Source organism: Streptomyces sp. BR123 (genome assembly GCF_013401435.1).
Lineage (GTDB): Bacteria > Actinomycetota > Actinomycetes > Streptomycetales > Streptomycetaceae > Streptomyces.
In genome coordinates, this window is the sequence record NZ_JACBGN010000025.1 from 1 (window position 1) to 14,237 (window position 14,237).

General features: G+C 72.9%; 12 protein-coding genes. 6 read left to right on the plus strand and 6 right to left on the minus strand.

The genetic code is table 11. From position 1 onward, the window contains the following. The 4 genes from HYE82_RS06535 to HYE82_RS06550 form a co-directional block, all read right to left on the minus strand. Window positions 1–742 (minus strand): cytochrome P450 (locus tag HYE82_RS06535; RefSeq protein ID WP_179172976.1); only part of this gene is annotated, 742 nt, incomplete at its 3' end. Window positions 743–1,139: 397 nt separating this feature from the next. Beyond that, on the minus strand, window positions 1,140–1,643 hold the full coding sequence (locus HYE82_RS06540; RefSeq protein WP_179172977.1) for an NUDIX domain-containing protein: 504 nt from the start codon (window positions 1,641–1,643) through the stop codon (window positions 1,140–1,142). Continuing rightward, window positions 1,640–1,840 (minus strand): ferredoxin, encoded by a 201-nt coding sequence (locus HYE82_RS06545; protein ID WP_179172978.1) that lies wholly within the window; start codon window positions 1,838–1,840, stop codon window positions 1,640–1,642. Before HYE82_RS06545 ends, HYE82_RS06540 begins: the two co-directional genes overlap by 4 nt. A 576-nt stretch (window positions 1,841–2,416) precedes the next feature. Then, entirely contained in the window at window positions 2,417–3,517 is a 1,101-nt protein-coding gene (locus HYE82_RS06550; protein WP_179173004.1) for a M20 family metallopeptidase, read from the minus strand. A 497-nt stretch (window positions 3,518–4,014) separates the two neighbouring features. Here HYE82_RS06550 and HYE82_RS06555 point away from each other — a divergent pair, with 497 nt between their 5' ends. From HYE82_RS06555 to HYE82_RS06575, 5 genes are all read left to right on the plus strand, one after another. Further along, entirely contained in the window at window positions 4,015–6,198 is a 2,184-nt protein-coding gene (locus tag HYE82_RS06555) for a YcaO-like family protein (protein WP_256986965.1), read from the plus strand. 9 nt (window positions 6,199–6,207) lie between these two features. Further along, window positions 6,208–7,494 (plus strand): MFS transporter, encoded by a 1,287-nt coding sequence (locus HYE82_RS06560; RefSeq protein ID WP_179172979.1) that lies wholly within the window; start codon window positions 6,208–6,210, stop codon window positions 7,492–7,494. Beyond that, complete coding sequence (locus HYE82_RS06565; RefSeq protein WP_179172980.1) at window positions 7,487–7,993, plus strand: GNAT family N-acetyltransferase; 507 nt, start codon at window positions 7,487–7,489, stop codon at window positions 7,991–7,993. The genes HYE82_RS06560 and HYE82_RS06565 overlap by 8 nt, the downstream gene beginning before the upstream one ends. A gap of 240 nt (window positions 7,994–8,233) precedes the next feature. Beyond that, a complete protein-coding gene (locus HYE82_RS06570) occupies window positions 8,234–8,839 on the plus strand; it encodes a response regulator transcription factor (protein WP_179172981.1) in 606 nt (201 codons plus the stop codon). 111 nt (window positions 8,840–8,950) lie between these two features. Then, window positions 8,951–10,645, plus strand: a complete 1,695-nt coding sequence (locus tag HYE82_RS06575; RefSeq protein WP_179172982.1) for a DUF885 domain-containing protein — start codon at window positions 8,951–8,953, stop codon at window positions 10,643–10,645. Window positions 10,646–10,710: 65 nt separating this feature from the next. On the opposite strand, the gene HYE82_RS06580 is transcribed toward HYE82_RS06575, so the two are convergent. Both HYE82_RS06580 and HYE82_RS06585 read right to left on the minus strand, forming a co-directional pair. Beyond that, the gene (locus HYE82_RS06580; protein WP_179172983.1) at window positions 10,711–12,240 is read right to left on the minus strand and encodes a UDP-N-acetylglucosamine 1-carboxyvinyltransferase; all 1,530 of its coding nucleotides are present in this window, start codon (window positions 12,238–12,240) and stop codon (window positions 10,711–10,713) included. Window positions 12,241–12,514: 274 nt separating this feature from the next. Next, window positions 12,515–13,375 carry an alpha/beta fold hydrolase gene (locus HYE82_RS06585; protein ID WP_179172984.1) on the minus strand — a complete coding sequence of 287 codons (861 nt, stop codon included), beginning with the start codon at window positions 13,373–13,375 and terminating at the stop codon, window positions 12,515–12,517. A gap of 484 nt (window positions 13,376–13,859) precedes the next feature. Here HYE82_RS06585 and HYE82_RS06590 point away from each other — a divergent pair, with 484 nt between their 5' ends. Next, on the plus strand, window positions 13,860–14,159 hold the full coding sequence (locus tag HYE82_RS06590) for a hypothetical protein (RefSeq protein ID WP_179172985.1): 300 nt from the start codon (window positions 13,860–13,862) through the stop codon (window positions 14,157–14,159). Window positions 14,160–14,237: the final 78 nt, after the last annotated feature.

The window sequence follows — 14,237 nt, forward strand, 5'->3', positions numbered from 1 at the left end:
CCCCGGCCCCGTCGCCCGCCCCGGCCCCGGACTCGGCACGCCGCTCGGCGATGATCCGGTCGCACACGGCGTACAGCTCGTCCATCGCGGCGGCGGCCCGCCGGTTGCCGGGCGTGGGCCAGTTCCGCGGGACGTTGGCGGGGGAGTAGCCGCGGCGGAGCACGTACTCGGTGATGACCGGAAAACACCGGTCGACGACATCGACGGTGGCGTCCACGTCGGTACCGAAGAGGATGCGGGCGACGGCGCGCAGCGCGAGCTGCATCATCTCGTCGGAGACGTCGACGACCCCGCCGGGGGCCTGGGCCCACCGGGTGAGCGTGGCCTGCGTCTCGTCGGCGACGGCACCGGCGTAGCCGTCCACGCGCCGCTTGGTGAACAGCGGCTGCACCAGTCGGCGCTGGCGCAGGTAGTCCTCGTCCTGGCTGGTCAGCAGGCCGTTGCCGAAGGAGTCCCGGATCTCCTGGTAGAAGCTGTTGTCCTTGCGGAAATCGGCCGACTGCGCGGCCAGGACCTGCTGGGCGCCCTCCGCGGAGAACACGCAGTACAGCTCGGCCCGCAGACCGGGCGGGCCGGCGGTGATCCGTACGACGTCGCCGTGCTGCGCCTGGGCGCGCAGGTAGGTGCCGAGCGAGTCCGACTTCAGGTCGAACAGCGAACCCAGCAGCGGGACCCCCGCGAGCGACGGCACCTCCGCGCCGGCTCCGCCGTCCGCCCGTGCCCGTGATTCCACTGCTGCCATGGCCGCCCCCTCGACACCGTGCTGACGGATCGATTCTGCACGGTCCGGCCTGCGGTGGCGAGATCTGCAACCCCATCCGGCCGAAACCGGCCATTCCCTTTCCGTGGCCCGGCTCCCGGCCCCCATCCCGTTCGGGCTGATTGCCGCAGGCGATGCCGTCGGTGTCGCGGTCGAGGCTGCGGCTGCAGACCGACTGGCCGCGCCGGATCGTGCCGCGCCCGCCTTCGGCGGGTGCGGCGTCGGCCCCCGCCTGCGCGGGCAGGGCGTGCGGGGCGCCACCAGCGGCAGTTCGACGGCCGTGGCCGGGCTTACCGGGCTCCGGGCGGCCCGGGTCCGGAAGCACACGGACCACTGCACGCGCCGCATCGCGACGCCTTCTCAGGCCACCCGGCCGGCTTCAGTCCCCCCAGTCCCAGGTGTCGAAGTACGTGGCGGTCCCGGTCCGGCGTGCCTCCATGGCGGCTTCGAGCCGCGCGAAGTCCTGCGGCGGCATCAGGTTCCGCCACCGGTCGAGCGGCAGCGCCCGTACGTCGTCGTGCTCGGCCGGGTCCAGGGCGATGCGCCGGATCTGCCCGGCGGTGAGCCGGCCCCCGTCGAAGACGAAGCCGATCGAGCTGTACGGCCACTTCCTGCCCGGCAGCCCGAAGACCGTGGTCAGGAGCCGCGGCGGGCCGTCGTGGACGATGCCGGTCTCCTCCCGGCACTCGCGCAGCGCGGTCTCCCAGGGCCGCTCGCCCTCCTCCATGCCGCCGCCGGGCCACTGCCACGGGTGGCTGCGCGAGTACACCGCCCGCAGCTGCACCGGCCGTTCCTGCTCGTCGGTGAAGAACAGGCAGGCGAAGGCGGTCGCCTTCGGCAGGGTCGCGGCGAACTCCTCGGGCGGCAGCCAGGTGGAGGTCACGCGCCGGGCAGGGTGATCGCCTGCACGGGGCAGGCCCGGGCGGCCTCCTTCAGCATGGGGTCGCCGCCGCCGTCCTCCTGCCCGGGAATGACCATCCCGAACCCGTCGTCGTCACTGGTGAACACCGCGGGCGCGCGCAGGGCGCACTGGCTGCTGCCGATGCAGACGTCGGTGTCGATGCTGATCCTGTCGGACATGGATCCGGCCCTTCTGGCATCCCGGTGCACGCGGTCGCATGCGCGTTGCTCATGATCGCCGCCAGGGGCGCCCGGATCGGCGAGTCGCCCCGACAATCACCCCTTCGGCCGAGCCGGGGCGCCCGCTCGGCGCCATGAACCGCGGGCGATCGCAGCCCCGGGCAGGGGGCGAAGTGGCCGTGGCGCAGACGAAGGAACCGGGCGGCCGCCGGGAAGGGGCGGACACCGTACCGGCACGACGGCGGGCGCCTGCACCTGATCAGGCGCGAGCACGGTGCCGCCGTGGTCGACCGCATCGCCCGGGACATGGTGCTGCCCTCGCACGGCGACGGCGGGCAGGCCCGGTACCCGGGTCCTCCGCCCGCCGGTTCGGCGCGGCCACCGGCACCACCCCGCACGCCTGACTGAGGGAGTTGCGGCTGAGCGGCGCCGGGGAGCTCCCGGGGACGACGGACCTGCCGGTCGAGGAGACCGCCCGCACGGTCGGCCGCGGCAGCGCAGCCGTCCTGCGCGAGCAGTCCGTCCGCCGCAGGGGCATCCCGCCCCTGCTCGTACCGCCGGTCCGCGGGGCTTCGGTCAGGCGTTCCGGAGGGCGGCGACCAGGTCGGCGACCAGGTGGGCGCGCTCGGCCATCGCCTCGACCACCACGTACTCGTGGTCGGCGTGGGCGCCGCCGCCGACCGCGCCGAGGCCGTCGAGGGTGGGCACGCCCAGGGCGGCGGTGAAGTTGCCGTCGCTGCCGCCGCCGACCGCCCGGCCCTCGATACCGGGGCGCAACCGCTGTGCCAGCGCGAAGAGTTCGGCGGACGCCGACTCGGGCATCGGGGGCCGGCCGATGGAGCCCTCCACCGTGATCTCCGCCCCGTCGAGGTGCGGGGTCAGGGCGGCGAAGGCCGATTCGATGCGTTCCTTCTCCGCGTTCGACTCCACCCGCACATCGACGCTGACGGTCGCCTCGGCGGGGACGACGTTGTCCAGGGTGCCCGCGGCGGCGACGGTCGGGGTGACCGTGGTGCCGATGCCGGGCCGGCCGAGCGCGGCGATGTCCAGCACCTGGTGCGCCGCCTCCACCAGGGCGTTCACCCCGGCGGCGGGTTCGAGACCCGCGTGCGCGGCCCGGCCCGTGATGGAGACGCGGAAGGAACCGCAGCCTTTGCGGCCGGTCTTGAGGCCGCCGCCGTCCGCGGCGCCCTCGACCACGAGCACCGCCCCGCAGGCCACGGCCCGTTCCTCGATGAGGGCCCGCGAGGAGCGGGAGCCGACCTCCTCGTCGGCGGTCACCAGGATCTCCACGCCCGACCGGTCCCCGAGCGCGGCCACCCCGTGCACGGCCTGCACGAGGCCGCCGAGCATGTCGAAGACCCCGGGGCCGGTCGCACGCCCGTTCTCGACGGCGAACGGGCGCCGCTCCAGGGTGCCGAGCGGGAACACCGTGTCGTGGTGGCCGAGGATCAGGACCTTGGGCTCGCCGCCGCCCGACCAGTGGACGTGCGGCCCGGCCTCGCTCTCGACGAGGACGGCGTGCCCGCCGAGGCGGTGCTCGATGACGCCGGCGACGGCCTTCGCCGAAGCCGTCAGGGCATCGGGGTCACGCGACGGCGACTCGGTTTCGACGAGCGTCCTGAGGTCATCGAGCATTGCTTCCACACTCACACGGCCTGTCTTCTGCGTCGTCATCGTCATGTGCAAAGCCTAATCCGCACGCCCGCAGCGCCGCCCGAGCGCCGCAGCGGGGGCACACGCCGCGCGGTCGCGGGCCGGCCCCGCGCAGTGCCTGCCGTGCTCGCCCCCGCCGCTCTCGCGACGGCCGAACTACACGCTGGCGCGGGCGAGTTGGACCTGACGTATTTCCGGACCGCGGCTCCCCCGAACCGTGCAGTATCCATGAAGGTTCGTGAGGAATGCACCTGGGCGGCGACATTTGATGCCCGTAACGTTTTTCTCGTCACTGACAGCGAAACGGGAGGTATTTCCATGATCTCGACCGTCAAGGCCAACGTCGTCACCGCCGTCGTCCACAACCGTGCCGTCGTCCACAACCGTGCGGTCGTGCACAACCGCGCCGTCGTGCACAACCGCTCGGTTGCCAAGTGAAGGTGACCCTCTGAGGTCCTTCCACCACGGTCCCGGGTTCCTCCCGGGACCGTGGCACTTTGCACAAGGAGTCATTTCCCATGGGGGCTGATATGCCGGCGGACGACACCACCGCTCTGGAACTCGTCGGCGCAGAGGTATACGACCTCGAACAGGATCTGTGCTTTCTCGTCACTCCGAACGGCGGGGAGTTCTACATTTCCGCCCCGCCGTCCGAGTTCCGCGCTTGGCTGGCGCGCTGCGACGGAACGAGGTCCCGCAGCGAACTGCTCGCGGGAACGGCCCCCGAATACGCCGAAGTGCTCGACGTCCTGCGGCACGACGGCTGCCTGCGTCCGGCCGAGGCCGCCCGCGACGCCGAGCGGGCGGAGCGCGTGGCGCGCACCACGGTCCTCGTCACCGGCGCGCCGGAACTCACCGCACCCCTCGCCCTCGCGCTCGGCACCACCGGCTACGCGCACGTCGGGCCGGCCCCGCAGGACCTGTCCGCCGTCGACGTCCGCGACACCGTGCTCGTCGCCGCCTTCGCCCACCCCGCGCACCGGGAACTGGCCCGCATCGACGAGCTGTGCGCCCGGCTCGGCCTGCGCTGGCTGCCGCTGCGCCACGAACGCGGCCGGGCCGTCCTCGGCCCCGCCGTCACCCCCGGTGCCACGGCGGACTTCGCGGACGTGCTGGACCGCCGGCTCTCCGCGGCCCACGACCCCCGGATCGTCGAGGCGATGCGGGCCGCGCCGCGGCCCGAAGGCCACCGGCTCCGCGACGGCGACGTCCGCTGGACCCTGGCACAGCTCGGCACCTACCTGGAGCGCTGGATCGCGGGCGAGGCCGCCGTCGACGAGGTCGAGCTCGACCCGCGCCGGCTCGACCGGATCCAGCGCACCATCCTGCCGGTTCCGACGCGGCCGCGGCCCGTGGTGCGCGGCAACCCCGAGGCGGACCTGCTCGTCGACGACCAGGTCGGCGTGGTGACCGGCGTCCAGGAGCTGGCACCCCTGCCGGGCATGCCGGCGCGGCTGCGGGTGTGCGCGGTGGACGTCGCCGACATGCGGCGCGTCGCGGACTGGCCCAACGACCGGCAGGCCTTCGGCACGTCCTGGTCCGATTTCGACGCCGCCCGCCGCAGCGCCGTCGGCGAGGCGGTCGAACGCTACTGCGGCAGCCGACTGCCCGAGGACCGGCTCCGGTTCGGGAGCCACGCCCAGCTGCGCAGGGCCGGGGTGCCCGCCCTCGACCCGCGCCGGCTGCACCTGTACTCGCAGCGCCAGTACCGCAGCGAGGGCTTCCCCTTCGCGCCGCTGACCGTGGACGCGGAGTGCGCCTGGGTCGAGGGCCGCTCGTGGACGACCGGCGAGCCGGTGTGGGTCCCCGCCTTCCTCGTCGCCCACGGGGAGCACGACCCGGTCGCCTATTCCGATCCGCTGGTGGCAGGCGTGGCCTGCGGCGTCAGCGAGGAGCACGCCGTCACCTCGGGCCTCGAAGAGGTGATCGAGCGCGACACCACGATGCTGTGGTGGGCCAACGCCGCCCGTCTTCCCCGGCTGCCGGTGACCGACCGGATCCGCGAGCTGGTCGCGGACAGCCTGGACGCGTACGACATCACCCTGATCCACCTGGACAACGAGTTCGACGTCCCGGTGCTCGCCGCGGTCGTGCGCGACCGGGCCCACGGGTGGCTGGCCATCGGCTTCGCCACCCGCCCCGACCCGCAGGAGGCGGCGGAGAAGGCCCTCGCCGAGGGGTTCACCCTGCACCACACCTGCCGCTTCCTCGACGACGACAAGGCGCTGGCGGGCGGCGTGGCGGAGCTGCCGCACCTGGGCAACCTCAAGCCGTACCGCGCCGACCGCCGCTATCTCGACTCCTACCGCCCGGACTTCGGCGACGTCCGGGACCTGCTGTGCCAGCAGCAGGTCCACCTCGACCCGCGGGCCGGCGCGCGGGTCGCACCCTGGCTGCAGGACCTCCCCGCCCGCCCCTGGGACGGACTGCCCGCCCTCGCCCGGCGGAGCCTCGACGCCTACCGCGAACGGGTCGAGGCCCGCGGCTTCGAAGTGATCAGCGTCGACCTGACGACCTGTGACGCCGAAGCCGCCGGGTTCAGCGCCGCCCACACGATCGTGCCCGGACTCGTGTCGAACTTCCCCGCCGGCATGCCCATGTGGGGCGACGGCAGGATCGGCCGTGCGGGCGTCAGGCTCGGCCTGCGGCCGCAGCCGCTGTCCGAGGAGGAGTTCAACGTCTTCCCACTACCCCACGCGTGAGGGATACCGATGGCTGTCATCGACACACTGGGCCTGCCGAACACCAAGGGCCGCAGGCCCCTGATCGCCGCGCAGGTCGTCGACGCCCTGGGCACCGGGCTCTTCCTCCCGTTCGCCGTCGTGTACTTCCACGCAGCCAAGGGCATCCCCCTGACCACCGTCGGCCTGATGCTGTCCGCCGGAGCGCTGCTCTCACTGCCCGCGGGACCGCTGGGGGGCCGGCTGATCGACCGGATCGGGCCGCGGGGCGTGCTGGTCGCGAGCAACCTGATCCGGGTCCTGACCTTCACCGCCTACGTGTTCACCGACACGCCCTGGCAGCTGGTCCTGCTGGTCACGGCCACCCTGTGGGGCGACAGCCTGTTCCGGCCCGCGGTCTTCGCGCTGGTGGCGCAGGTCGCCGACGACGGGCACCGGGCGCGCTGGTACGCGATGGACCGGTCCCTGCGCAACGCCGGGATCGGCGCCGGCGGACTGGTGGGCAGCACGCTCGTCGGCTGGGGCGGCACCTCGGGCTACACGGCCGTGGTCGCGCTGAACGCCGTGTCGTTCCTCGTCGCGGCCGGGCTGGTCGCGACCTGGCGCCGGACCGCCGCCCCGCGCCCCGCCGGAGCCGCCGGCCCGGACGTTCCGGCCGGGGACGGCGTTCCGGCCGGGGAGGCTCCGGAGCAGCGGCGCGGCGGGTACCGGGAGGTGCTCGCCGACCGGGCGTTCCTCGGCGTCCTGGCCACCGTCTGGGTGTTCGCGCTGTGCGACCTCGCGCTGACCGTGCTGCTGAGCGCGTACGTGATCGAGGCACGCGGGCTGCCGGCCTGGCAGCCGGGGATGCTGTTCGCCATCAACACCGTCATGGTGGTGCTGGCGCAGACCGCACTGGCCAGGGCGGTCGAGCGGTACCGGCGGCCCGGAGTGCTCCAGGTGGCGGCCGTCCTGTGGATGGTGTCCTTCGTCCTGTTCGCCGCGGTGCCCGGCGAGCACGCCGGACTGGCCTTCGGCGGGCTCGTGCTGGGCATGGTCGTCTTCACGGTCGCGGAGCTGCTCCAGGCCCCGACCAGCAGTGCGCTGATCGTGGGCATGGCCGCGGGGCACCTTCGCGGCCGGTACCTGGGGCTGGAGGAGCTGATGTGGAGCCTGGCCAAGGTGCTGGCTCCGACGGTGTTCACCTGGCTGCTGGCCCGGGGGGCCGGCCTGCCGTGGCTCGCGCTCGGCCTCTGCTGCCTCGCGGCGGTCGTGCTGCTCCGGCGACTCCACCGGGTGCTGCCCGCACACGTCCAGCGCGAGACCGTCGATGCCTGAGCGCGCGTCCGGGATCCGCCGCCCCGAGGAGTTCCGCGCCGTCTACCACCGGGTCTACCGCGAGCCGCCGTACCACGAGGACGCGGCGGCCGCGGACGGCTTCGCCCGGCAGCTGGCCGGCCACGCGGCGCTGCCCGGCTTCTGCGTGACCACCGTCCGCGACGGCGGTGTGCTCGGCGGTTTCGCCTACGGCGTGCACCGCGAGGAGGGGTGGTGGCATCCGCGCGCGGCCACACCGGTGCCGCCGTGGCTGCGCCGGCCGCTGTTCTACGTCTACGAGCTCGCGGTCGTCGGGGAGTTGCGGGGCCGCGGCCACGGGCGGGCACTGCTGGACCTGCTGCTGGCCGACCGCGCCGAGCCGTTCGCCGTACTCGCCGCGTCGAACGGGGCGTCGGCGCGCGCGATGTACCGGCGGTGGGGCTGGACGAAGGTCGGCGAACTCACGGGACCGCCCCACGGCGTGGACCTCCTCGCCCTCCCTCTGACGCCGCTGCGGTAACCGGGTGCGCGGGGCTCCGACTCCCCGGGTGCGAGGGCCCTCCTCGCCGGCCGCAGGAGACCGCCTCCGTTCGGTCCCGGCACCCCCGCCGGGGCCGAGGCCGTTCCCCCGGGCACGGACTGCCGCCGGAAGCGAGCTGACAGAGCCAGCGGTCGGTTCGACGTCCGGAGCGCGTCCGCGTGGAAGGGTGTCCCGTATCCACGCTGTCGCTGCATCGTCTCAATTCACAGGGGGAATCGAATGGGCGCCGATGTGCTGGTTTACGATGGCCTGGCCCTGTCCCGGCATTCGCTCACGGCATTGCTGGAACAGCGTCCGGACATCAGAGTCGTGGGATCGGCGGACAGTATTTATGCCGCACTCGAGTTCGCCGAGCTGAATCGACCCGATGTCGTGATCGTCAGCTTCGACGGCAGGGACGAGGAAACGGTCGACGTCGCCGAGAAGATCGCCATCCTTCCGGAGGTCCGCACGCTGCTGGTCGCCACCGCGTGTGTCCGGCCGGTCGTCCGCAGGGTCTTCGCCGGGGAGATCGACGGAATGGTGCGGCGCAGCGTCCCGCCCGAGCGCCTTTTCGAGGCCGTCCATCTGGTGCACCGGGGCGAACGGGCCTTCGACACCGAGCTGGCGGTCGCGGCCGTGGCCAACGGGGACTGCCCGCTGACCCCCCGGCAGCTGTCCGTGCTCGACCGCCTCGACCGCGGTGACACGGTGGAGGAGATCGCCGCCCGGCTGTCCCTGTCCGAAGGCACGGTGCGCAACTACATTTCCACCGTCGTGGTGAACCTGGGTGCGCGCAATCGCATCGATGCGCTGCGCACGGCCCGGCGCAACGAATGGATCTGATCCGCGTGCAGAAAACACGGCGAAGAATTCGCGGTACACCGACCGCGGTGTGAAAACCCGCCGCTCATGCCCGAACGACATTGCAGACGCATCGGTACAAGGACGGATCGCATGCCCCATTCCAGCAGTCCCGGCGGAGGTCTGCTGCCCCGCCGGGTGGCCGACGCCCATGTCGACGCCCTCGTCGAACTCGACCCGATCACCGGCACCTTCCTCGGCGTCGCCGGGAGCTCCGACCGGCTCCCGGACCTCTCCCCCGAGGGCCGGGACGCGGTGGCCGGGCTGGCCCGTACGACCCTCCGGCAGCTGGCCGCGGCAGAGGCCGCCCCCGGTGCGGACGACATCGCCGAGCGCCGCTGCGCCCGGCTGCTGCGCGAGCGGCTCACCGCCGAACTCGCCGTGGACGAGGCGGGCGAGGGGCTGCGCGCGGTCGCCAACCTCGGCTCGCCGCTGCACCAGGTCCGCTACGCCTTCACCCTCACCCCCGCGGACACGGACGAGGACTGGGCCGCCATCGCGCGACGGCTGCGCGCCGTGCCGGACGCCCTGGCGGGCTACCGGGCCTCCCTGAGCGCCGGCCTCACCCGTGACCTGCCCGCCGGGCCGCGGCAGGTCTCGGCCGTCGTCGGCCAGTTGACGGAATGGATCGGCTCGGACCGGAGCTGGTTCGCGGAGTTCACCGACCCCGGCCCCGAGCCGCTGCGGCGCGAACTCACCACGGCCGCCACCACCGCCACCGGCGCCCTGGCGGAACTGCGCGACTGGCTCCGCGACAGCTACGCCCCGGCCGTCGAGAGCGCACCGGACGTCGTCGGCCGGGAGCGCTACGTCCTGCTCGCCCGCCACCACAACGGCGCCGACCTCGACCTGGACGAGGCCTACGCGTACGGATGGTCCGAGTTCCACCGGCTGCTCGGCGAGATGCGCACCGAGGCCGAAAGGGTCCTGCCGGGCGCCGGTACCCCCTGGGAGGCGCTGGCCTGGTGCGACCGCCACGGCCAGGCCGTCGAAGGCGTCGAGGAGACCCGGCAGTGGCTCCAGAACCTGATGGACGACACGATCGACACCCTGAACGGCACCCACTTCGAACTGGCCGAGCGGGTACGCCGGGTCGAGTCGCACATCGCCCCGCGGGGCAGTGCCGCCGCCCCCTACTACACCGAGCCGTCACTGGACTTCTCCCGGCCCGGACGCACCTGGCTGCCGACGATGGGCCAGACCCGCTTCCCGGTCTACGACCTGGTCACCACCTGGTACCACGAGGGCGTACCCGGTCACCACCTCCAACTGGCCCAGTGGGCGCACGTCGCCGACAGCCTCTCCCGCTACCAGACCACCGTGGCCTGCGTCGGCGCCAACGCCGAGGGCTGGGCCCTGTACGCCGAGCGCCTCATGGACGAGCTGGGCTTCCTGACCGACCCCGAGCGGCGGCTGGGCTACCTGGACGCGCAGATGATGCGTGCCATCCGCGTCGTCATCGACATCGGCATGCACCTGGAGCTGGAGATCCCGAAGGACTCCCCGTTCCACCCGGGCGAGCGCTGGACACCGCGACTGGCCCAGGAGTTCCTCGCCCGGCACACCAGCCGCCCCGCCGACTACGTCGAGAGCGAGATCACCCGCTACCTGGGCATGGCGGGCCAGGCCATCGGCTACAAGCTCGGCGAGCGCGTCTGGCTCGCGGGCCGCGAGGCGGCCCGGGCCCGGCACGGCGCGGCCTTCGACCTCAAGGCCTGGCACATGGCCGCACTCTCACAGGGCTCCCTCGGCCTGGACGACCTGCTCGGCGAACTCTCGGCCCTCTGAGCCGCGAGACCCGCACCGAGGCGCCGCCGTACCCCGCAACCGGGGCTACGGCGACGCTTTTTCCGTCAGATGTCGCGGAAGGTCTCGATCTGGGCGCCGACCGAGTTGAGGCGCTCGGCGAGGTCCTCGTAGCCGCGGTTGATGACGTACACGTTGCGCAGGACGGAGGTGCCCTCCGCCGCCATCATCGCCAGCAGGACGACCACCGCCGGGCGCAGGGCCGGCGGGCACATCATCTCCGCGGCGCGCCAGCGGGTGGGGCCCTCGACCAGGACGCGGTGCGGGTCCAGCAGCTGGAGGCGGCCGCCGAGGCGGTTGAGGTCCGTCAGGTAGATCGCCCGGTTGTCGTAGACCCAGTCGTGGATCAGGGTCTTGCCCTGGGCGGTGGCCGCGATGGCCGCGAAGAACGGGACGTTGTCGATGTTCAGCCCGGGGAACGGCATCGGGTGGATCTTGTCGATGGGCGCTTCGAGCTTCGACGGGCGGACCGTCAGGTCGACCAGGCGGGTGCGGCCGTTGTCGGCCGTGTACTCCGGCGAGCGGTCGTGGTCGAGGCCCATCTCCTCCAGGACCGCGAGCTCGATCTCCATGAACTCGATCGGGACCCGGCGGATCGTCAGCTCCGACTCCGTGACGACGGCGGCGGCGACCAGGCTCATCGCCTCGACCGGGTCCTCGGAGGGGGAGTAGTCGACGTCGACGTCGATGTTCGGGACGCCGTGGACGGTCAGGGTCGTGGTGCCGACGCCGTCGACCCGGACGCCCAGCGCCTCCAGGAAGAAGCACAGGTCCTGGACCATGTAGTTGGAGGAGGCGTTGCGGATGACCGTGACGCCGTCGTGCCGGGCGGCGGCCAGCAGCGCGTTCTCGGTGACGGTGTCCCCGCGCTCGGTCAGCACGATCGGACGGTCGGGGCTGACGCCGGGCTCGACCTTGGCGTGGTAGATGCCCTCGGTCGCGGTGATGTCCAGGCCGAAGCGGCGCAGGGCGATCATGTGCGGCTCGATGGTGCGGGTGCCGAGGTCGCAGCCGCCGGCGTACGGCAGGCGGAACTGGTCCATGCGGTGGAGGAGGGGGCCCAGGAACATGATGATGCTCCGGGTCCGGACGGCCGCCTCCGCGTCGATGGCGTCCATGTCGAACTCGGCCGGCGGGACGAGCTCCAGGTCGACGCCGTCGTTGATCCAGCGGGTGCGGACGCCGATGGAGTTCAGGACCTCCAGGAGGCGGTAGACCTCTTCGATGCGGGCGACCCGGCGCAGGACCGTGCGGCCCTTGTTCAGCAGGGAGGCGCACAGCAGGGCCACGCACGCGTTCTTGCTCGTCTTGACGTCGATGGCGCCGGACAGCCGACGGCCGCCGACGACCCGCAGGTGCATGGGGCCGGAGTAACCCAGGGAGACGATCTCGCTGTCGAGCGCCTCGCCGATGCGGGCGATCATTTCAAGGCTGATGTTCTGGTTGCCGCGCTCGATGCGGTTCACGGCGCTCTGGCTGGTGCCCAGGGCGTCCGCGAGCTGACTCTGTGTCCAGCCCCGGTGCTGCCGGGCGTCACGGATGAGCTTGCCGATGCGTACGAGGTAGTCGTCTGCCATGGGTGCACCGTATCTCAGATATGAGATGAGTCATGCGTCGGGTGTGGCGTCCGGGTGTCACCGTCCGTCAATTCACCCGATCGCGCAGCCGGACGGGCGGCACGGCGGCCCGGACGGCGAACCCGGATGGCACGGTATGAAAGGGCGTTATTCTCCCGATACGGGCAAAGGGGTCATCCGTGCTGCAGTCGACCGGCCGTGTGCCGCCGCCGCGCGGGGCCGAACCGGCCACCGCGCGGCGGGGGTTGTCACCGACGTGGCGTCCCGCGCGGGCTCAGCCGGCGGCCAGGAACTCCGCCACCGCCGAGGCGAAGGCGGCGGGGTCGTCGCGCCAGGGGAAGTGGCCGGCCCCGGGCCGGACGGTGAGCCGGGCGTCCTTGAAGAGGCCGGCGTACTGGGTCATCACCGGGAGCGGGCCCTGCAGGTCGAGCTCTCCGGCGAGGACGAGCACCGGCGGCTCGAACCGGCCGAGTGCGGCCCGCAGCGCGGCCGGGTCGTAGGCGCCGTCCCCGCCGAACGCGGCCGCCGCCTCCTGGTTCTTCCGGCTCTCGCCGTCGGCGGCGAACCGCCGGGCCGCCGCGTCCCAGCGGCCGTGGAAGAAGGGTTCGGCGGCCGTCCAGTCGTCGGCTCCGGCCCGGCCCGCGACGATGCGCTCCAGCGCCGCGAAGGCGGCCGGGAACCAGGGCTCGTCCCGGCGGAGACGGGCCGCGGCCAGCCGCTGTTCGCCGCTGACGGTGATCCCGGTGGCGGCCACGCTGGGTGTGATCAGGGCCAGCCTGCCGGTGTGCTGCGGGTGCCGGGCCGCGTAGAGCGCGGCCAGGTTCGCGCCGGCACTGTGCGCGAGCAGGTCCATCCGGTCCAGGCCGAGGTGGCGGCGCAGCGCCTCGACGTCGTCGACCTGCCGGTCGCAGCGGTACGTGGCCGGGTCCTCCGGTACGGCCGAGGAGCCCGTGCCGCGCGGGTCGAGCAGGACCAGGCGGCGGTGTGCCGCCAGGCCGCCGAGGTCGCCGAGGTAGGCGGAGTCCAGCATCGGCCCGCCGGGCAGGCAGACCAGGTCCGGGCCGCCGGCCGGGCCCGGTCCGGGGAGGACGCGGTAGCCGAGCGGGGTGCCGTCGTACGAGGTGAAGGTGGGCATGGGGAGGACGCTCGCAGCCCGCGCCCCACCGGGCAACCGGGTTTCCCCGCGGCCGGCTGTCCTCCGGGGTCCCCGGCTGCGCGCCCGGCCCCAGTGCTGCCGTGCGCGGTCGCCGGGGCGCGGCCGCATCGGGGAGCACGGGCCGCGGCAGGAGGGGCCGGACGGCAGTCCTGGACACCCCGCGCGCCGAGCGGGCCGCGCGTGCGATCGGGTGGGTTCTGATGCGTTATGCGTCAAGCCGTGGGTCTTGGCGCCGACGAGAGCGGGTGGAGTGGATGCCCGGGGTTCCCGGGGTTGCTCGGGCTGCGTCCCCAACGGGCGTGGCCTGAGAGGCTCCGGTTTCTTTGTGTCGGTATTTCCGGTTGGCCGGAATGCAATCACCCGATCGTAGGAACGTCGCATGAGGAGCCGTCCGGGGGCTCAGAGTCTTCACTGGCTGTCGTCGACGGCCGGCAGTGAGCCTCCGAGCAGGAAGGGACGGGCGATGAGCCTGATCCAGACCGGCAAGATCGACCTGAACTCCACCCACGCGGTGGAAACGACCGGCGGAGACACCGCGACCTTCGTCAGGGTCACGTTTCCCACCCCGTTTCCGCAGGGTTCGCAGGTAGTGGTGTTTCCGCTGACCCAAACCTTCAACGGCCCTCAAACGCCGGGAATCCGCATCCACGACGTCACCACCACGGGCTTCCTGATCCGGATGAACGAACTTCTCGCCGGCACGTTCAAGAGCGACGGCGTGCACGTCACCGAGACGATCGGATGGCTGGCCGCGACCGTCTGATGCGCGCGACCCGGGTGGGGCGTCCCGTTGGAGCCGGGACGCCCCACCCGGGTGATCAGGATGCGCCCGCCCTGGTGG